Source organism: Niallia sp. FSL W8-0635 (genome assembly GCF_038007965.1).
In the GTDB taxonomy this organism is placed as follows: Bacteria; Bacillota; Bacilli; order Bacillales; family Cytobacillaceae; genus Niallia.
This window is the reverse complement of the sequence record NZ_JBBOYD010000001.1, coordinates 2,069,280-2,089,083: the sequence shown is the minus strand read 5'-3', so window position 1 is coordinate 2,089,083 and position 19,804 is coordinate 2,069,280. Positions and strand designations below refer to the sequence as shown.

The window sequence follows — 19,804 nt, the reverse complement described above, 5'->3', positions numbered from 1 at the left end:
AATAATATACTAGCTTTTCTTTTTTTTAATAATTTTACTTCTTAAAATTTGAGAAGATCCCTTCTTGTAGAAACCTGCCCCTATTGTGACATAAGACATTTATTATTGAAATACGGCTCTGATAAAAACAGAAAGAACTGCCATTTTTCCCGCAGTTCTTTCAGAAATACTTCTTATATAATTCACGTCTTAATTGTCCACTTAGATAAGCATAGATCCTTGTTGTTTCACTTTTCTCATGCCCCATCAAGTTTTGAATAACTTCTAATGGTGCTCCATTATTAATTAAGGTGGTAGCATAACTATGCCTTAATTGGTGTGGATGTATACACTTACTAATTTTGGCTCTTAACGAAATCTGTTTAATGACATATCTCATTTGTGCAACACCCATTCGGTGTGGAGCACGGAGAGTAACAAATAAAGCTTCCTCTGTATCCTTTCTTTCCTCTAGATATCTCTTTAGCCAAATGCTACTTCGTGTATTAAAATATACTTCTCTTTCCTTCTTCCCTTTACCATATACAACAACCGACTGTTCTGAAAAATTAATAGCACTCTTATCCAAGCTCGTGATTTCTCCTATTCTACACCCGGTCGAATACATAAACTCAAATAAAGCTTTTTCAAAGGTAGTTAGACAGGCTTCCCGTAATAACTCTATTTCCTCTTCCGTTAAAAACTTTGGAATCTTACTCTCTAATTTCGGCTCTTTAATGGCTTGTGCTGGATTAAAAGTTATATATTTTTCTTCTTGTGCCCATTTAAATAAAGACTTAATAAAGCGAATCCTATGGCATAAACTAGATGCTTTCAACTTACTAGCCACTTCTCCTAAATATAATTTTATAGATTCTGTTGTAATATCTTCTAGCAGAATATCTCCTAAATTATTTATTAATAGGATGGATTGTACTTTATATGCTTTTAATGTCTGTGATGAATAACCTTGAATTTGTTTATCGGCTTTATATAAATGCCACGCTTCAGATAATATCATCTTCGTATCTTCCTAACTTTTTAGGAACATTATTAACTAGTAATATATAAAATATACTTCTTTTTCAGATTTTCTATAAAAGAAATGCCCCCGTTACTTTAAGTGTAATGCTTCACAACCAATAACAATGTTCCTTATTATATGAAAAGTGCCGCTTTGTTTAAAAAAGAATACTAACCCATACTATAATTTATTTCTTTGAAGCTACTTTAATGAAGTTGAATATTTCCCAAGACAACCCTATACTGTATAATTTGAACTGTTAAGTAAACCATTGTGTTGAAGGAAATTATTTTAAAAATATAAATAGGCTGTGATCACATGTCAAAACCAAGTCAAACACAAGAAATAGAAGTTATAATGAAAGAAATGCTAGAAATTCAACAAAAATCTAAAGCTTTTATAAACCTACTAACGGAGAATGAGTTGCTCCACGAAAACCAGCTGGTGCTTCTTTTGCAATTAAAAATTAATGGGATGATGAAAATAACAGAAATTGCAGGAGTATTCAGTGTAACTCCAGGAGCTATCACATCTATGGTTGATAAATTAGAGAAACTAAGCCTTATACAACGTGTACGTGAACTAGAAGATCGCCGCGTAGTAAATATCATGTTAACACATGATGGAGAAGTTAAAGTTCAAGAAGTATTCCTTAAAGTTCCTCACGAGAAACTCACTTCCATAACAAAAGTTTTAAAAGAAGTAAATACGTTAATGAGTACTATATTCTAAGGATTTTCTTCACAGAAATCCTTTTTTTATTGAGAATATTTAAATTTCCATAAATTAATTAGTAACATTGACAAACATGCAATAATATACTTTAATAATTATATATTTTAATCGTTAAAATATATAATTATTAAAGTATTTATATGGTAGTGAAATGATGACTAATGAGCAAAACGGAAGACTTCTTAGTTTAACCCTCACAAATGGTACTATAGATACTATAGAAAAGGATTATGAAAAATTAAAAATCCGCGGTTCGGTTAAAGTACTGCACGGTGTTCAATTGAAAGAAATCTCTACTCATGGTTACAGTTTGTTTCAATCCCAAGTTATTTCAGAAATCTTAAAAAACACTGAAAAATGTATCTTAAACGGAGACAATAAAGTGGAAAAACTCACTAATCGTGGAATACTAAAAATAAACAAAGGAGAGATAAAGCAACTTACTAGTTCAGGAAGCCTTACTGTAATGGATATTATTCATGTAACACAAATAAATGCTATAGGCGTAGTTCATGGAAAAGAAATACATTCTGATAGCTTTTACCTTAAATTAGCTGGTACAAATAAAATTGATCTACTTATAGCGAATGATATATGTGTTCAAAAAACAAAAATGAATTTAACATCATGGAATAAGAGACTAATTTGCCAGCAAATTAAAGGAGATACTATCCGATTATCTCACACAATTGCTAAAACCGTGGAAGGCAATGTAGTAACTATTAATAAGAACTGTGAGATACAGAAACTTTATTACAAAGACCATTATACAATATCACCTCTTGCTACGGTTCATCAGATCATAAGGAGGGAAGAATCTTGATTATTTTTAAAATGATACGTTCTTTTCTATATCTACTTGCAATACCAGTTCTTTTTATACTATATATAGGGTTGATATTAAGTGCCGTTTTTTCCTTAGCTGCAGGTATCTTACGAACTTTTGGCTTTGAACAAATCCCTATGACTATTTGGAAAGACATTTATCTACCAGTAATTTTAAGTATTCCCTTCTCACTTATACTGTCTATCATATTATTAATTGTTTGCATTTACGTGAAACGCTCCATTACCTATCTCAAGTCGCATCTTAATTATAATTAAATAAAATACTAACTATTAGATCAGAGTTAATGTTATTTAGTATGGGCTACACACCCTCCATAGAGCTCGTATAAACAATGAAATTATACGACTAAACCAATTTTTTCACTTAAATTTAATACAGACATCTTTTTTGTATCCATAATATTTATCATATTCTCTACCCAAGTTTCAAAGCTACCACCAATATAAAGAAACATGGTAGCTTTCGCCAAACTTGTCATATCCTTTGGAGTAGGTTCAAAATCGTGTGGTTCTATACCTGCTGGTACTAAATTAATCACTTCAGCTCGATCACCCACAAGCTTCGTTGTAAATTCATTTTATGGATAGATACTAGTCAAGATTGTAATTTTATCTTCCTCTTGTGAAGTATCTTCATTTATGACTTTTCTTAATACTTCCTTGCTACATGCTGATAGAATAATAATGATACTTAATATAGCCAACGTTCTATTCAAGGTAATTCCTCCTCAAAGTAAAATTTTTTATTTATATAACCATAATCACAAATTAGAATCATTGCGATTTATCTGATAGTCTGAAACATTACTTTTTTCCAACTCTAAAATTTGGTTGTTATAAACGTTTATAATGGATTAAGACAGTATCTTTAATTTAATTTTATATTTCATGATTGATAAAGCCGTAATACCATAACTATCTTAAAGGTGCTAAATCATTAGCACCTTTATAGATACAATGGGAGTTTAACTATAAATATAGTCCCTTTTCCTTCTTCACTTTCTACAAAAATATCTCCTCTATGAAGTAGGATTATTTTCTTACTGATCGTTAATCCTAAGCCAGATCCTCCGGTATTTCTAGAACGTGAATTTTCCACTCTATAGAGTCTATCCCAGATTTTATCTAGCTTACTTTTGGGAATACCAATGCCTGTATCTTTAATCTTTATAATGCAGTTATTATCTTCTTTATAAGTATATATATATATATTCCCATCTTGTTTGGTATACTTTTTTGCATTTTCCAAGAGATTTATTATTACTTGTTGCAATCTTTGGTCATCTCCCATTACATACAAGGGAATAGCAGAAAGTTCGCACGTTAATGAGATATCTTGTTGCTCAATCGAATGCCCTATTAATTCTAGTGAATTTATCATGACTTTTTCAATCGATACTAGATGTGGATTTAATTGAAAATCATCTTGTTCTAGGGCAGCTAAATCGGACAAATCCTGCACTAATCTTTGCAATTGTAAACTTTGATTCAAGAGAAGACGAAGATATCTATCTCTGTCTTCCCGTTTATTTACCATTTCTGAAAGTAGCACCTCTAAATAACCTTTAAAGTAGGTTAATGGAGTTCTCAATTCATGAGAAATATCGGCCAAGAATCGATTTCTTTGCTGTTGATAGTTTTTAATCTTATTAGCCATATATATTATGGATTGAGTTAATTGGGCAATCTCATCTTTTCCCTTTACCTCTAATTTCCATTGATAATCTCCATGTGCAATCAATCGGGTTACCTTATTTATTCTTAGTAAAGGTTGAACCAGCTTATTTGTTGTAAAAAACAATAGAAGTGTACTAATAAGAATAGTAATCAGTCCTACGATAATAAAAGTCCCTGTTAGAATAGTTACTGCCTTTTTTACAGGTTGTGTTGGGGAAAACATCAGAACTCTACCTATTGTTTCACCATTTTTCTTGATGGTAGATTCGGCTACAAAATACTGTTCATTTTTCCAATCTGAAGCTAATACTTGCCCATGTTGTATATCAAAAGTATGATTTGTTATTCCAGTTAGATATTGTTTAGGTAGCAAATCTATTCCATCTGAAGCAACCAAAGTATTTCTAGTTGAGTCTAGTATAAGCACCATCTTAGAAGAAGTACTTTCCATTAGAACAACATGATCCATAGTAGTTTCATCAAAATGATCACTTAATATTTCAGAATATGCTTCACTTCTTTGTGTTAATTCTTCAATTACATCTGTCGTATAAAAATCTAAAAAATAACTATATAGAATGGCTTCCATACTAATTAATATGATGGAAAATATAGTCGCGAACAAAAGACCTAGTTTTTTTGAGATACTATTGAGTCTTATCTTCATTAAATTTATAGCCTACTCCCCATACTGTTTTAATAACTTTTTGACCAGGTATACCCACACTCGACAACTTCTCTCTTAGATTTTTTATATGTGTATCAACTGTCCTATAGTCTCCCAAAAAATCATGGCCCCAAATAAATGATAGTACATCATCTCGGCTAAATACCCTGCCTTTATTCATTAAAAATAGTTGAAGAATAGCAAATTCTTTTGGGGTTAAATCAAGCTCCACTTCAGAAACAAAAACTTGGTGGCTAACTTTATTTAATACTAGATTTTCAAAAGTAATGATATCTTTATCTGTTACTAGATTATTTTGCATTTCTCTTCTAACTACCACTTCTATCCTTGCTAGAAGTTCTTCTTTCTCAAAGGGCTTCGTAATATAATCATCTGCACCTAAGCGTAACCCAAAAACTTTGTCATTAAGCTGATTTCTAGCCGTTAACATAATGATAGGTACATTTGAATATTCCCTCACAATTCTACATACTTCAAACCCGCCCATATCTGACATCATAATGTCTAATATAACGAGTAAATAATCATTATTCTTGATTAGTGATATAGCCTCTTTGCCAGATAGACATTCTTTCACTTCATATCCTGCTTGTTTTAAATACAGAGATAGGAGTTCTATCATTGGGGATTCGTCGTCTACAATTAGTATAGGACTTCGTTTCATCATTCTTCTCACCTTCTTTAGCCCATTTTGAGTATTATTCCCAGTTGAATTAACATTGATAAGAGGTCCTTAATGTATTATTAAGATGGTATTTGGCTATATATCTTGTCTAATATAAAGTTTCCAGAGCTTTTATTATTCTTAATTTGTTCCATTGTTTCTAAATCATTAAAGTGCCACCATTCAGATGCTAAAGGAGTAAAGCCTGAAGATGCGAAATACACTTGTAACATTAACGCGGGTTCATTCATGGAGTTAGTATAAGTAGAATTCTTCCAATCTGTTGGAGATAGAGAAGAAACCGGAGTTGTAAAGATTGCAGAAGTCCCACTTAACTCATGTATTGGACTAGGCATAGCAAACTCCTCGTAACTTACAACAGAAGTAGTAACATAATTACCAATTTCTATTTCTTGCATTTCATTAATTTTTACTAATCCAACATCTACTCCATAGCCCATTTGGTGATTAGATACTCCCTTTGTAATAAACCAAGTTATTCCCCAAGGATAAGTATTAATACCTTTTTCGACTTCCATATCCATAGCAGATAGTAACTTAAGTTGCTCTACGACTTCCATTTGAACGGAATATGGCCTAAAACCTTCGTAGATTTTTAATGAGTTACCATCCGCTAATGCATTTTGTTGTGATCTATAAACTTTTTTGGCTGTATTATAGAGTACGGGAACAATATATTCTTCTTTTTGTAATCGTTCATTGTAACTTTTTCCTTCATATAATGCGCTACCTGTGATATTTGGTATGTCTTTTCCAGAGGAACGAAATTTGGATGAATACGTATTAGTAACATCATATACAATGGATGGAATGACGTCAGGAAGATTAATAAAGCAGTATTTATGTTGTAACCATCCATATTTATTTCCTTCTCGTATATACCACCAGTCTGACTCTTCTTTTATGATTTCAAAACCAGTTCCTGGATTTAAAGTTAAAAGAGTATTAGATTCTAGATTAGCAGTTTCTTTAAGGTCGAGAGATATTGATGTATAACCAGTTGCTCCATTTACTGGCAATTCAAAATCACCTACATAACGAATAGTTTTTTTTAGGTCAATATTATTTTTAGGACTCTCTTCTATTGGCGTTTCTTTATTCAAGTTTCTATTATCTTCTTTAATAGTTGAGCATGCTGTCAATAATAGTACCATCACTAGAAAAGTTACATATAATATTTTATATTGAGAGAATTTAGTCATAGATGAAGTCCCCTTTAGTTAAAAATAATATATTTTAGAATATATAAAATAAGTAAATGAAGAGGATAGAAAACATAAAAACCCCATTTAATAAACGGTGACTTCTTTCCTCGTATGCCATTATAAAATACTATTAGTGGAATAAAAAGTAATATTCCAAAACGGAAAACTGCTGTATAGCCTATTTCCAATAATCCTGGAATGATATACAATAGGAACCCAATAATTCCAAAACTTATTAATTGTTTTTTCATGCTTCCTCTAAAAATACCGAAAAATACAATCCATAGAACAAGAATATAATTCCAATCTGCTGTCCATGCCAATATACAACATGCAAATACTCCTAAAAATTTATAAGGTACCTTTAATTGTTTATGTTTCACTAAAATAAGTGCTAGGAGCCCCATTAACAGACCCCAGATTACACTAGTACCTTGCCACCATGTAATTCCAAGAAACATAACGAAGGGGAAATGAGAAATAATAGCAAATAAGAAAAGCCGCATAGTATATTTTTTTATATTAGAAGTGTAAAAGAAACCCTCCGCTATTAAATAACCCATAATAGGAGCAGCTAGTCTACCAAATGTATGTAGCAAAATATCAAATGTAGTTCCCTTAGCGACTAACCATATTGATGTATGATCAACAAACATGGCTATAATTGCTATTACTTTTAACGTATTTGAATTAATTATTTTTCTAGGCATCATGGATCTCCGTTTCATTAATATATCGGAGTATCTAATTTGTATACTTTTACATGAATGCGTAATCGTAATCTTACACCTAAAGGGATATACTCATAAGAAGCTATTGGGGTTAGCTGCCATGTCATCTAGTATTTTCTACAAAATAAATACTCTACCAAAATCGTAATAGGTAAATGTGAAGTTTTTATGGAGAAACACAACTTTTTATAGAAATTTAAAGCCGTCAGAAATTAATCTAACGGCTTTAACCTTTATTTAGTAGTGCGATTTTTTCGAATAATGCAAAGTAATAAAATCGACAATATACATAGACCAATCTTTATTTCCCATCTGGTCGTCAATATAAATTGTACAGATAGTCCCTCTAATACAAGAGCTGGTAATTTTCCCAATGAACTGGCTAAAGCAAATATACCTAAACTTACATTACTTGTTGCGCTTATTAATGTTACTATTCCTGAGGGTATGAAAGGGAAAATCCTTAATGCAACTATCAAATTAAAGGCTTCCCAACCTGATTTATTTTGTAAACGAGTCAAGTACTTATTATTGATGCCTATATGTTTATTTAACTTATAAAATCCCTTTCTGTATAGCCAAAAACTAATAATAGCTCCTATTGCTTCTCCTATGACGGAAAGAATAATTCCAAAAGTTAGTCCAAAGAATGTTATATTTGCTGCAGTTATAAAGAAACTAGGTATAACTCCTAAAATACTTATAATAATGTTTGTAATCACACTAATTAAAATTGCAAGAGACCTGTTATCCTGAAATAACTGTAATAAGAATTCATCCATTACTTTCACCCAATACTCTATCCTTCCAATACTAATTCGATATAGATTTCTAATTTGTTTTGTATTTAAATCTATACAATAAGAAAATAGCTCGCACATATAGATCAATGGCAATGGATATCCATACACCCGCAATTCCCATTTCCATATTTATACCTAGTATATATATTCCGATTACTCTTATTATCCACATTCCAATTGCAGTACTATACATTGGACTTTTTGTGTCACCGGCCCCCTGTAATGCTCCAGCCAATACTAGCCCAACTGCTAATGCTGGTTGTGCAAAAGCGTCAATTCTTAGAGCTGTAACAACCATCCCAATTGCATTTTCATCTGTTGTAAACCATGACGCAAACCAAGGGGCTAAGATGTACATAATGATTCCTACGAAAGACATAAATGCGACAGCAATTCCTGTGGAAATCATCCCATACTGATAAGCATCTTTCTTTCGTGATGCTCCTATACTTTGTCCTACTAGTGTAGCAGCCGCTATTGCTAACCCATACCCTGGCATATATGCAAATGTCTCAATATTGCCTGCTATAGAATGTGCAGCATAAGTTTCAGCACCTATTTTTACTATTAAACCAAAATATAAAACCTGGCCTAATCTCATGACTAAACGCTCAATAGCCGCTGGTGTTGATATTTTCAAGATGGAAGAATACTCTGTTTTTGACTTAATTGAAAAAAGAGGAAATGATATTTTCGATTTTTTAATATACCTATATAATGCTACAGTTCCAATTATTCGTACAACTACTGTTGCCCATGCGGCTCCAGCTACCCCTAATCCTTCCATACCAAATATACCGAATATCAGTACATAATCTAATCCGATATGAATGATGTTAATCCACCAACCGACTTTCATTGGTGTTTTGGTATCTCCAGATGCTCTGAGAATACTACCAAAAATAAACATTAAAGATATAAAAATGGATGAGACGCCTACAATTTGAAAGTATGTCACTGCGTGATCTAAAACTTTTTCCTCGGCACCCATTATGCTAAGTAATTTCTTACTAAAGAGTAGCGTAATTAATCCAAAGGCAAGACCAATTATGGAAGATATAATGGTTGATTGTCTGGCAATGACTTTCGCCTTTTCTATATCCCCAGCACCCAAACTTCTTGCAATCAAAGATGATGTTCCAACGCCTAATGCTATAAAGATTGCAATATAAACTGCTAAAAGACCGTTTGCTAAACCTACCGCTGTAACTTCATTTAATCCTAATTTTGATACAAATAGAGTGTCAATAAATCCAACTACAGTTTGCAGAATATTTTCTACCATTGCTGGTAATCCTAGTGCGAGAACAGTTAGGACTTTTTGTTTCATTGTTTTGTCTTGAAGTGTAATTTCTTTGTCCATTTGTATCCCCCCCTACCGGATAAAATTATCAAGCGCCTTCTTCATATCTTCTATTACTTCACTTTCATTCCCTTGATGAACAGCATCTACTAGGCAATTTTCCATATGGTCCATAAAGATTACTTTAGCTGTATTATCCAATGCTTTTCTAATAGCAGCGATTTGAAGTAAGATATCAGGACAATCTCTTCCGTCTATCGTCATTTGTTTTACTCCTCTAACATGACCTTCTATTCGGGATAATCGATTAATAACATTTTTTCTCTCTTTGTGTGTGTGATTATGATTGTGATTATGTTCATGACTATTATTCATTCTTTAACACTCCTTATTATGATACATATAATATCCCCCCCAGGGGGATATTTGTCAAGAAAAAAAATCAACTCATAATAGAATTGATTTGTATAAATGATTCTATATTCTTTATAGTGTACAAATAATATTTGATATTAATAAATGGCAAGCATAATCGAAAAATAAAGGAATACTACTATGAGAATGCTCATAACAAATGATACCACTACATGGTATTTCTTATGAAAAAAAAATAAGACTGAAAATAATGAACCTAAAGCTAAAAGAATAAAAACACTACTAATAAAACTAATACTAAAATGAATGGCAGTATCAGCATTCACTTGAGCAGGATAAAAAAAAGTGAAGATTTTAGCTAATGATTCATTAGTTATAACTGTCTCCCTTGGAGGAGATTGTTGACTTAGTGAAGCAGTGGCCGAAAATATCAAAATAATAATGACACTTTCTATTTTAGCCCATGGTCTAGGATTAAAATCAGTCTCTTTCTTTATTTTTCCTTTGATAAAGAATCCATTAATAAATGCATAAATAAGTAACGGTATTATTAAAAGATGTTTTACTAGAAGGGCTTGGCCATATGGAAGCATCCATGAATTATAATAGTTTTGAAAATCTATAACATAATTCATTAGAACTATTCCACTTAATGCGGTAATAACCAAACATGTAATTGCAACTGGTGTGAACCATTTAAGAAAGAATAACCAATTGTTCTGATTTAATGAGAACCAGCTAACTATTAGTAGAATTCCTGTCCAAATACTAACAGCTGTAAAATGTCCCGTATGGCTAATAAATCCTAGCATGGGATCTAATGAACTTGCATGACTGGACCATCCTATTACACCAATTAAAATCATGGTAAAAATTAATCCTATGATATTGTATCTCTTTTTGCTTTGTTCAAAATAAAGAATGAAAAAAGCAAAAAATAAAGAGACAATGAAAGTGAGAGTCCATGATTTTCCAATCTCAAAAGTAAATAAAATTAATGATATTGCCTCTAACTTTCCACGAATCAAACTAAGGTGGAAGATAAGTGGTACGATGGGAATAAAAGAAAATATTACTAAGCCCAAAAGAGAGAATAGTAATATTTTTCTTGGTACATATATAGTTGGTTTATACTTAACTGGAACTAGGAACATAATGTATGAACCTAATAGCAAACCATAAAAGACATATAAAATGGTTTGAGAAATAGTAGTTAAAAACATGGATTATTTCTTCTGCTTTCTTATAACGATTACGCCTACTACTATAATACCCACTATTATTAAGCCTAAAATAATTAAGGCAGGTACTAGAACAGTTGAAGGATTATTATTAGCTGCTAAATATGCAGCATGTTCTTCAGCAGAATGTTGAGAATGGTCTACCACTTCTTCATTATCGTTTGCGCCTTCATTTGTTATTTCTTTTTCTGTGTTCTGTGTTGTCATTTCTCGTTCTTCGACATTCTCTTCTATTGTAGGAGTATTAACTGTGAAAGAATACTCTCCATCGATAACATGTCCATCTGCGCCAATAATCTCCCACTTTACATCATATTCACTATCTTTAAGAGGTGATGACAAATGACCTATTAGTTGATTATCTACTACTTCGACACTTTCTAATGCTACTTCTTTACCTTCTGAATCTAATAAAGCAACTGTACTACCTTGCTCTATTTTTGTCTCGAAAGTAAGGCTCACTTGATTCAATTCTTCAATTACTACTTCTCCATCAGCTGGAGAAGCGCTTTCTAATCCCGTATGCGCAAAACCATTATTTGCAAATATAAAGAAACTAAACACTAATATCAATATACTCTTTTTCATAATTCCTCCTATTATCTACTAATTTATTAATCCATTTACACTACCGCCATAATGATAACACATTCAAAAGAATGATAACATTTTCAAATGTGACAAATTTACGAAGGGAATTTCTTACATTTATTAAAGTGTTTAAAAATAAATATATCTCCATATGTATTTATTTTTGTCGTGTAATAATACTTTTACATTACTTTTACGTCAAATATTATTTTATAGTAAATGCTCTTCCTTTTGTGATTTCTTATTGAACAAACCTGCGTTTGTGACACAAGAAGGCTTCTCTTTCGTTATTACAGGAATGCTGCCACGTTAACACCATAAGAAAAAGCTACCATTTCGGTAGCCAATGTATTACTTGCTTTGTGTTTTAAAATCCATGAATTCTTATTGATTAATAATTTTTGACTTTAAAAACTCAAATTCGGAATTCGTTAAATGTCCTTTTTCTTTTAATTCAGCTATTTTTACTATCTCGTCAGCTATTGAATAACCTATGTTATTCTCGGGTGGTGCCTCATTACTAACGGTTTCTTCGATTCCTTTCATTTTCTGAAGCAAAATTTTTCTTGTATTACTTAAAGTCTCTGTCGAAGCAGATTTTAGTTTAATTGTCTGATGAGAATTTTTTATGTAAATCGTTAGTACATTTTCGGTAAAGCTTATACTTCCTATCTCAATAGCTTGTATTTTAGCAATTTCTACTTCCTCGATAGTTTCACCGGTAAAGAAAGTATTACTTCCAAAAATCAATCTAGAATCTGTAATGGCAACTGCTCCGAAAGCATTATCATTAACACACTCATGGGCAAGAATAATCTCTTCATCATCTTTTAATAAACTTTCTACGAATGAGATCTGTTTACTTTTTTTCCCCAATTTCACTCTACCTCCTGTAAGCATAGATCACTTTAATAATTTTATAGGTAAAAGCTAATATTTTTTCAATAATACTAATACAAATGTATATTAAATCCGCTAAATTGTGAAGAAGTGTACTTAAGCTATCCTGCCCCGATAGCAACATAAGAAAAGGCTTCCCTTTTATTTAAGGAAAGCCTACATTACTGGGATATTAATGCTAGTTAGATTGGGATAACATCTTTACAAAGTATTTTGGAGATTCAATAAATCCTTGTCTGATATAAAACCTATGTGCATCGATTCTTCTTGAATGACAATGTACTTCAATTCTATCGCAATTTCTTTTCTTAGCTACATTAGTACAATATTCTTCAATTTTAAGTCCTATTCCCTTACTTCTTATGTTTGTATCTACTGCAAAATAACTTATCCTTGCGAAATCTCCTTTTACAGCTAATTGAGGTATAAAATGAATGGAAATTAAAGCAATTACCTCTTTATTTTCCTCATAAACCAATAATTCCTCATTTGGGTCAATGAGAAGTGTTTCTATTTTTTCTTTTATAAAAGTGTCAGTATTTGGATAGTCTAACTGGTTTAACAAAAGATAAATCTTCTGCCAATCCTCAACATTTGCTGTTCTAATCCCCATTTGTTTCACTCTCCAATTTTATTATTTACCAAGATAATTCGCTATTCTTTTTCAACTAACCTGCCAGTTTGTGACATAGAGTAGTCCTCTCCTTGTTTGAGGAAAGGACACAAAATTTAGTTGGATATATAAACTACTTCCAGGTTTCATCTAGTTTATCTGAATAGAAATTTATAGCTCTTTTATAACTTAGTAACTCAATGTCATTTGTCGTATTTATTAAACACTTTAGTATTAGTTCCATCGCTTTACTATGTTCTTTTAAATTATATAAGGTCATGGAATAAAATACTTGAATTGCATGATTATCTGGGAATAATTCCATTCCTTTTAGAAATACATCTTTTGAATTTTCATATTCTCCTAAGGCTCTATATGTACTACCCAATCCCAAAATTGCACCTTCCATATCCTTAGAAGGTAATCCTCCAATCTTTATAGCATTTTCGTAATATGGCACTGCTTTTTCTTCTTCTCCCAATATATCCAAGCTCCAGGCATACTGATAATTATATAAAGCATCCTCTGGAGATTCCCTTACTAATTCACTAAGTATTTCTTTAGATTCTTTGAGATCTCCATTCTTCCGTAAATCTATTGCTTTATTAAGTTTGGTATTCATCTCTTACAACTCCAATACTTCTTTCTTCCACTACGTTACTCTCAACGCCGTTCCACTAGAGATTCTATATAAAGTCGTAAAATTCCTTCTTTCACTAACCTGCCCGATAGCAAAATAAGAATCCTGACTAATATATAACAAGTTCCATTCTAATTAGAAGAAATCCCCTTTCCGCCTTTTGTCATTAAGGTGCTGGTTCTTTCCATCCCAATAATAATTGGTTTCGCACGACTTATTAATCTTTGCGTAGCTTCAAGACTTAGAGACGCTTGATGGGCATCTTCATTAGCCCACACTTTATAAACATAAACAGAACTTGGCTCATTCTCACTAACATCAACATTTACCGTTAACAGAGCCTAAGAAATAAGGGCCAACTTCTAGATTGAGCGTTCCCTTCTTAGACTGATTACCGTTAGTTGAAGTGTAATTTTTCACAATCTCAGTCCAATTTGTGACGATAATCAATACAATGATATTATTTAATTATTGATTTTATACAAAAGAGTTATAAGATTGTAAGTGTTATAGCTTTTTATTTAATTTCATGAGAGGTATTTAATTTGAAAATACATTGGATTATTACTTTAAGTGTTTTAGGCAGTATCTTGCTTTTTTCATTAGCTTTTTTTATGTTTAATGAAGATTTAACACCTTATTTATTATTCATAATCTTTGCTGGAATTATTATAGGCATACTAATTTCAATTTATATTAAAGTATCAATTATTGCCAAAGAAACAAATAAGTAATATTCATACATATCAACAGCCAAGAAGCTTGATTATAAATAGTAAATCTAATAGAAGCTCCCTATTTTTAGTTAAACAAAATTCACTCATTTATAGAATTAAGTAAGCCATCAATGCTACTATTGATGGCTTTGTTTTTTCTTCTACTTGAACAAACTGGCCCCTTTTCTACCATAAGCAAGTTTTCACTTATTACAGGAAATCTGCCCCAATAGTTACAAGGGACTCATTCTTTTGAAATCAAAAGCATTAACTTTGAGCGTTAATCCTTCTTAATCTTAAATATGGTATAATAAAGAAAACGTCTAATCCCTTATACATCAAGGTTTTAGACGTCTATCATTGGAAATTATTGAAGCGTTAATATGTATTATACGAACGTTTGTTCTGTTTGTAAAAATATGTTTAACCTGAATAAGGTAAGGAATGTCCTTTTTGAAGACATTCCTATTTTTCCCTCAGTAGTACTTATCTATCCTTTTACTTAACTAACGCACCCGATCGTATTATAAGGTCAGCCAGAGAATTCTGGTTGACTATTTTTTATTCAATTTATAGATTGATAGTAGCCGGGGAAGAACGGACGCACCCGTGGGACTTGATCCCGACAACTAAACTGTTCCCCTCTACTTGTTAACACATGATTAGGCTGGTTGGGACATGATGATCCCGTATAACAAGCGAAGATATGAATGACAAGCTAGATAGAGGTTACCGGTCAATCCACTACACTAGGAGGAGATAATTTATGAATCCAGTTGTTGGTCTGGATGTCGCTAAAGGTGAAAGTCAGGTTCAAATGTTCTTGGATAAAAAAATGCCCTATAAAAATAGTGTGAAAGTTGAACATACGGTGGATGGTTTAAAAGAGTTATACTCTTATTTACTAGATTTAGAGCATCAAACAGGGATGAAACCACCAGTTGTCTTGGAATCAACGGGTCACTATCATGCCCCAGTTGTACAGTTTTTAGAAGCAAGAGAGTACATTGTCATTATCGTAAATCCATTGGTATCTTACCGAGCAAAAAGTTCTAGTTTAAGAAAAACTAAAACAGATGCCATTGATGCTTATCACTTAGGCGAACTGTATTACAAAGAGGATTTAGAGCCGCAGAAAAAGCGTGGTGTTCAGTTATTAAACCTTCGGCATCTGACAAGACAACATGAAAATATGACGGGAATTATGGTTCAAACAAAGCTTCAATTTCAATCTGTATTAGATCAAGTATTTCCAGAGTATAAAGGCGTTTTTGGCGATCTGTATGCCGAGGTTTCATTAAGAACTTTACAAACTTTCCCTACCTCGGAGACTGTCTTAAAAACTTGTGTGGAGGAAATTGCACAATTTATTGATAGGCATTGTAAAGCAAGATCGTTTAATTGGGCGCTTGAAAAAGCAGAGGGATTAATCGCAGCTGCAGAACGCAACCCATTTCAGTCAACGCGTTATCAAAGCCTTCTTGTCAGTCTGAATATGTATATTGATTTACTTCAAGTGTACCACCAACAGCTTTCTACGTTGGAGCGTGAGATTGATCAGTTAGCAGTACAGCTCGAAGAATATGAACTACTCCAAACAATTCCCGGTGTAGGCGAAAAAATCGCTGCAACGATTATTTCTGAAATCGGGGAAATTGATCGGTTTAGTCATCCCAAAAAGTTAGTTGCCTTTGCAGGACTTGATCCTAGTGTATTTGAATCAGGTCGCTTTAAAGGCACGAAGAATCATATTACTAAACGAGGCTCTGCAAGGCTTCGCCACATGCTTTTTACAGCAGTTCGGTGTTCCATTCGAGATAGTCGTAAAAAGAAAACAACTGAAGAAACCATTGCACGAAATATGCGATTACGTGCCTTCTACGATTTAAAACGTGAAGAAGGTAAGCCTTATAAAGTAGCCATTATTGCATGTGCTAATAAGCTTTTACACTGGATTTATGCGATGTTAAAAACGAAAACACCATTCCAAGAAACTATTTAGTAACAACATTTTCCTATACAACTAAAACCTTCCAAATTGAATCAGGAGGGTTATTTGAGTTGTGCATTTTTAGTATAGCATTTAGTAATTATAAATTTAAAATATATTTATTGACAAACTATTAGCTGGTTTAGTTTAAGTACAATATTTCACAAACTTTTTTAAAGTCCCCCATTTCTGAATATTTGAAAAGCCCTCTTAGTTATGATATCTCCCTTGACAAACCAAAAAATTATTAATTTTCCATGCAATAATACATAATTGATAAAAAAATACCAGATACTTGTTATAGAATATAAAATTAATCTTAAAAAGGAATTGATTATATGGATAATAAAAAGGCTGCAAAGTTAACTGCGGGTGAGTTAGCACACTGTTGGGAACAGTTCATGAATAATAGTATGTCAAATGTTGTTTTGGAGTATCTTACCCTAACATCAGAACTAGAAGAAGTTAAATCTCTTTGTAGTGAGGCGGTTTCTATTTCTAAATCTGCTGTACAATTTTTTGAATCTGTTCTACGAAGTGAAAACTATCCAATCCCTAAAGGCTTTAACATTAAAGATGATTTAAACCCAAATGCCCCTAAGATGTATACGGATGTTTTTATACTATTTTATTTAAATAATATGTCTAAAATTGGAATGTCCTTAACAAGTATGGCACTATCCGATTCAGTAAGGGAGGATATCCGCAATTTTTTCCATGAACAATTAAAAAACGTTTCAAATTTATTTGAACGTACAACAACTATTCTATTAGAAAAGGGAGTATTTGTAAGACCTCCTTCAATTACCTCCACTCATGAAACAAACCCAATTGCAGATAAAGGATTTTTGGGTAACTTCTTTAATGATAATCGAGAATTAACGGCAAGAGAAGCAAATGAGCTACACAAAAATGTTTTTATGAATTATATTGGTAAAAACTTATTAATTGGATTTATACAATCTACATCTAATCAGCAATTAATGAGTTTATTGCAACATGGAAAAGAATTATCTTTAAATATTATAGACAAATTAGGTGATATTTTAGTTCAAAATGATTTGCCTATTTCAATGACTTGGGATACGAATGTTTTGGATGGTAAAACATCTCCTTTTTCAGATAAATTAATATCTTATCTATTAGACCAACTTAATCGTGATGGTATCGCCAGTTATGGATATAGTGCAGCAGTAAGTATCCGAAAAGATTTAAAAACTACATATGCAAAGATAATTGCAGATGTGTATCAATATGAAGAAAATATAAAAACCTTTATGATAAAAAATGAGTGGATGGAGAAACCTCCTGTTGCACTAAATAGAGATAAGCTTGCTCAAGACTAAAAAAAAATAAAGCTACCAAAGTACGGTAGCTTTTTTGTTTTTCAAAGGAGTATTCCAAATCTCCTTTAAGAAATGGTGAGTGTACTAGATATATGAAAGCCATTATTCCACTAACCTGCCCCTTTAGCAGCATAGCAAAAAAAGAGCTGATCACAGCCCTTGATATCAAAGTAAAGTCAAAGTTTGCCTAAATAAACGATTTGGATTTTCAGATTTCGGTATATTTGCCTCAATCGCTTTCAAGATATCATATGCTCCCTCTGACTGATTCGAGCATACCACGGTTTTAATTGAGCTTTTAGGATAGAACGCTGAATGAAAACTAACTCCAGGATCATATCCCATAATATGATATTTTGAAATTTCATCATCCCTTATATTAATCCATACGCCATAACCATAGAATTGATCGTAATCTTCATTTGTATTAATGTGTGGATTAAGTAACTGACGTGTGTATTCTTCGCTTAGTAATTGATGATTTATGAGTGCATCCCATAGCTTTGCTATATCATTTACAGTTACGTAAGCACCACCGTCTGAACCGCCTTTTACGGGTAAAGAGTAAATATTCGTCTTCCAAGTGCCATCTGGAAAGTCAATATAACCAAACGCTGTTTTTGATGGTAAAGCATCGAACTCAAAATAACCAGAGTCTGTCATCCCAGATTTCTTGAAAATATTTTCCGTTATGTAATCAGCAAATTTATCTTGGCTTGTTTGCTCTATAATTAATCCTAATATGATGTATCCCGCATTGTTATAATGAAATCTTTCGCCTACCTTTAATTTCATTGGTTGATTCTGAAATAGGGGTAAAAAATCTTCCAAGGTCCTGATGTGATACATCGGGTTCTTAATCCATAACTCTTCGAAATTATCCATAACTTCCTCATCAAAGTAATCAGGTATTCCAGCTGTATGTGTTAGTAAATGATGAATCGTTATATCCTTATCAAAAAAAGGGAAAGAAATATTAAGACAATCTTTTAGCTTTGTATCAAAAGAAAGTAACCCCTTCTCCACAAGCTGACAAACCCCTATTGCTGTAAATAACTTACAACCAGATGCGATTCCATATCGTGTATCGAAACTGTTAATAATTTCTTCGGAACGATTAGCGTAACCATAACTTTTCTCTTCCAAAGTTTTTTGACCATCTCGGACGATAACTGTTCCTGAGAAGTTGTTTTTAATCATAGCATCGGTTATGTAATCCTTGATATTAGTTTCCATTATAATCTCCTTTAATATTTCTTCTTTCACTAACTTACATCTATAATACATTCGACAAAAAGGATGTCCGCTAACCTGCTTCGTTACTTCACTAAGGAAAAGTTAAAACAATTTTCGGTAAAAAAGCAGAGTATTAAATTTCTCCTAAGAATTTCATAGTTTTTTTCGCATTCCATTTTCTTTCAGATATATTTTTCAAAAACCCACAAAACATATTGCTCCAATTATTTTTTACTATAATATTACCTAATATAGAGTTATCAACGGTAATACCCATAAAAAGACCTCCCATAAGTAATAGAAAAAAGCTAAATAAAATTCTCATCATTTCTCCAATCTTTATTTACATTATTAAACGATTTATATAAAAGTTCTATAATAGAAAGAATTAATCCTTTTTGAACAATCCTGCCCGATAGCAAAATAAGAATCCTGACTAATATATGACAACCATTTCCTATTTAATAACAAGTTCCA

General features: G+C 32.1%; 21 protein-coding genes. 4 read left to right on the top strand and 17 right to left on the bottom strand.

Going from position 1 to position 19,804, the window contains the following annotated elements; all coding sequences use genetic code 11:
* Positions 1–160: 160 nt before the first annotated feature.
* Positions 161–1,000 carry a tyrosine-type recombinase/integrase gene (locus NYE52_RS09790; RefSeq protein WP_341192889.1) on the bottom strand — a complete coding sequence of 280 codons (840 nt, stop codon included), beginning with the start codon at positions 998–1,000 and terminating at the stop codon, positions 161–163.
* A gap of 321 nt (positions 1,001–1,321) precedes the next feature.
* On the opposite strand from NYE52_RS09790, the gene NYE52_RS09785 reads away from it, so the two are divergent.
* Positions 1,322–1,735: a MarR family winged helix-turn-helix transcriptional regulator gene (locus NYE52_RS09785; protein WP_341192888.1), complete on the top strand. Its 414-nt coding sequence runs from the start codon at positions 1,322–1,324 to the stop codon at positions 1,733–1,735.
* Positions 1,736–1,892: 157 nt separating this feature from the next.
* A complete protein-coding gene (locus NYE52_RS09780; RefSeq protein WP_341192887.1) occupies positions 1,893–2,561 on the top strand; it encodes a hypothetical protein in 669 nt (222 codons plus the stop codon).
* A 364-nt stretch (positions 2,562–2,925) separates the two neighbouring features.
* Here NYE52_RS09780 and NYE52_RS09775 read toward each other — a convergent pair whose 3' ends face one another.
* The 14 genes from NYE52_RS09775 to NYE52_RS09710 form a co-directional block, all read right to left on the bottom strand.
* On the bottom strand, positions 2,926–3,126 hold the full coding sequence (locus NYE52_RS09775) for a metal ABC transporter solute-binding protein, Zn/Mn family (RefSeq protein ID WP_445669102.1): 201 nt from the start codon (positions 3,124–3,126) through the stop codon (positions 2,926–2,928).
* A gap of 39 nt (positions 3,127–3,165) precedes the next feature.
* Positions 3,166–3,303 (bottom strand): hypothetical protein, encoded by a 138-nt coding sequence (locus NYE52_RS09770; protein WP_341192886.1) that lies wholly within the window; start codon positions 3,301–3,303, stop codon positions 3,166–3,168.
* 230 nt (positions 3,304–3,533) lie between these two features.
* On the bottom strand, positions 3,534–4,931 hold the full coding sequence (locus NYE52_RS09765) for a HAMP domain-containing sensor histidine kinase (RefSeq protein ID WP_341192885.1): 1,398 nt from the start codon (positions 4,929–4,931) through the stop codon (positions 3,534–3,536).
* Entirely contained in the window at positions 4,912–5,619 is a 708-nt protein-coding gene (locus NYE52_RS09760; protein WP_341192884.1) for a response regulator transcription factor, read from the bottom strand. Before NYE52_RS09760 ends, NYE52_RS09765 begins: the two co-directional genes overlap by 20 nt.
* 77 nt (positions 5,620–5,696) lie before the next feature.
* Entirely contained in the window at positions 5,697–6,839 is a 1,143-nt protein-coding gene (locus tag NYE52_RS09755) for a hypothetical protein (RefSeq protein ID WP_341192883.1), read from the bottom strand.
* A 14-nt stretch (positions 6,840–6,853) separates the two neighbouring features.
* Positions 6,854–7,552: a TraX family protein gene (locus NYE52_RS09750; RefSeq protein ID WP_341192882.1), complete on the bottom strand. Its 699-nt coding sequence runs from the start codon at positions 7,550–7,552 to the stop codon at positions 6,854–6,856.
* Between the two features lie 254 nt (positions 7,553–7,806).
* Positions 7,807–8,355: a TVP38/TMEM64 family protein gene (locus NYE52_RS09745; protein ID WP_341195150.1), complete on the bottom strand. Its 549-nt coding sequence runs from the start codon at positions 8,353–8,355 to the stop codon at positions 7,807–7,809.
* 49 nt (positions 8,356–8,404) lie between these two features.
* Complete coding sequence (locus NYE52_RS09740) at positions 8,405–9,739, bottom strand: MATE family efflux transporter (RefSeq protein WP_341192881.1); 1,335 nt, start codon at positions 9,737–9,739, stop codon at positions 8,405–8,407.
* A gap of 12 nt (positions 9,740–9,751) precedes the next feature.
* The gene (locus tag NYE52_RS09735) at positions 9,752–10,054 is read right to left on the bottom strand and encodes a metal-sensing transcriptional repressor (protein ID WP_095322889.1); all 303 of its coding nucleotides are present in this window, start codon (positions 10,052–10,054) and stop codon (positions 9,752–9,754) included.
* Positions 10,055–10,191: 137 nt separating this feature from the next.
* Positions 10,192–11,277: a copper resistance D family protein gene (locus NYE52_RS09730; protein WP_341192880.1), complete on the bottom strand. Its 1,086-nt coding sequence runs from the start codon at positions 11,275–11,277 to the stop codon at positions 10,192–10,194.
* Positions 11,278–11,280: 3 nt separating this feature from the next.
* Positions 11,281–11,883, bottom strand: coding sequence for a copper resistance CopC family protein (locus tag NYE52_RS09725; protein WP_341192879.1), 603 nt, complete (start codon positions 11,881–11,883; stop codon positions 11,281–11,283).
* A 387-nt stretch (positions 11,884–12,270) separates the two neighbouring features.
* Positions 12,271–12,762, bottom strand: coding sequence for a PH domain-containing protein (locus tag NYE52_RS09720; protein ID WP_341192878.1), 492 nt, complete (start codon positions 12,760–12,762; stop codon positions 12,271–12,273).
* A gap of 202 nt (positions 12,763–12,964) precedes the next feature.
* Positions 12,965–13,399, bottom strand: a complete 435-nt coding sequence (locus NYE52_RS09715; RefSeq protein ID WP_341192877.1) for a GNAT family N-acetyltransferase — start codon at positions 13,397–13,399, stop codon at positions 12,965–12,967.
* 133 nt (positions 13,400–13,532) lie between these two features.
* Positions 13,533–14,021: a tetratricopeptide repeat protein gene (locus tag NYE52_RS09710; protein WP_341192876.1), complete on the bottom strand. Its 489-nt coding sequence runs from the start codon at positions 14,019–14,021 to the stop codon at positions 13,533–13,535.
* A gap of 1,500 nt (positions 14,022–15,521) precedes the next feature.
* Here NYE52_RS09710 and NYE52_RS09705 point away from each other — a divergent pair.
* Positions 15,522–16,757 carry an IS110 family transposase gene (locus tag NYE52_RS09705; protein WP_095322885.1) on the top strand — a complete coding sequence of 412 codons (1,236 nt, stop codon included), beginning with the start codon at positions 15,522–15,524 and terminating at the stop codon, positions 16,755–16,757.
* Positions 16,758–17,083: 326 nt separating this feature from the next.
* Complete coding sequence (locus NYE52_RS09700) at positions 17,084–18,091, top strand: DUF3231 family protein (RefSeq protein WP_047945067.1); 1,008 nt, start codon at positions 17,084–17,086, stop codon at positions 18,089–18,091.
* A gap of 165 nt (positions 18,092–18,256) precedes the next feature.
* Here the strand turns inward: NYE52_RS09700 and NYE52_RS09695 are convergent, their stop codons facing one another.
* Both NYE52_RS09695 and NYE52_RS09690 read right to left on the bottom strand, forming a co-directional pair.
* Entirely contained in the window at positions 18,257–19,327 is a 1,071-nt protein-coding gene (locus NYE52_RS09695; RefSeq protein ID WP_341192875.1) for a serine hydrolase domain-containing protein, read from the bottom strand.
* Positions 19,328–19,460: 133 nt separating this feature from the next.
* On the bottom strand, positions 19,461–19,604 hold the full coding sequence (locus NYE52_RS09690; RefSeq protein WP_341192874.1) for a hypothetical protein: 144 nt from the start codon (positions 19,602–19,604) through the stop codon (positions 19,461–19,463).
* Positions 19,605–19,804 lie beyond the last annotated feature (200 nt).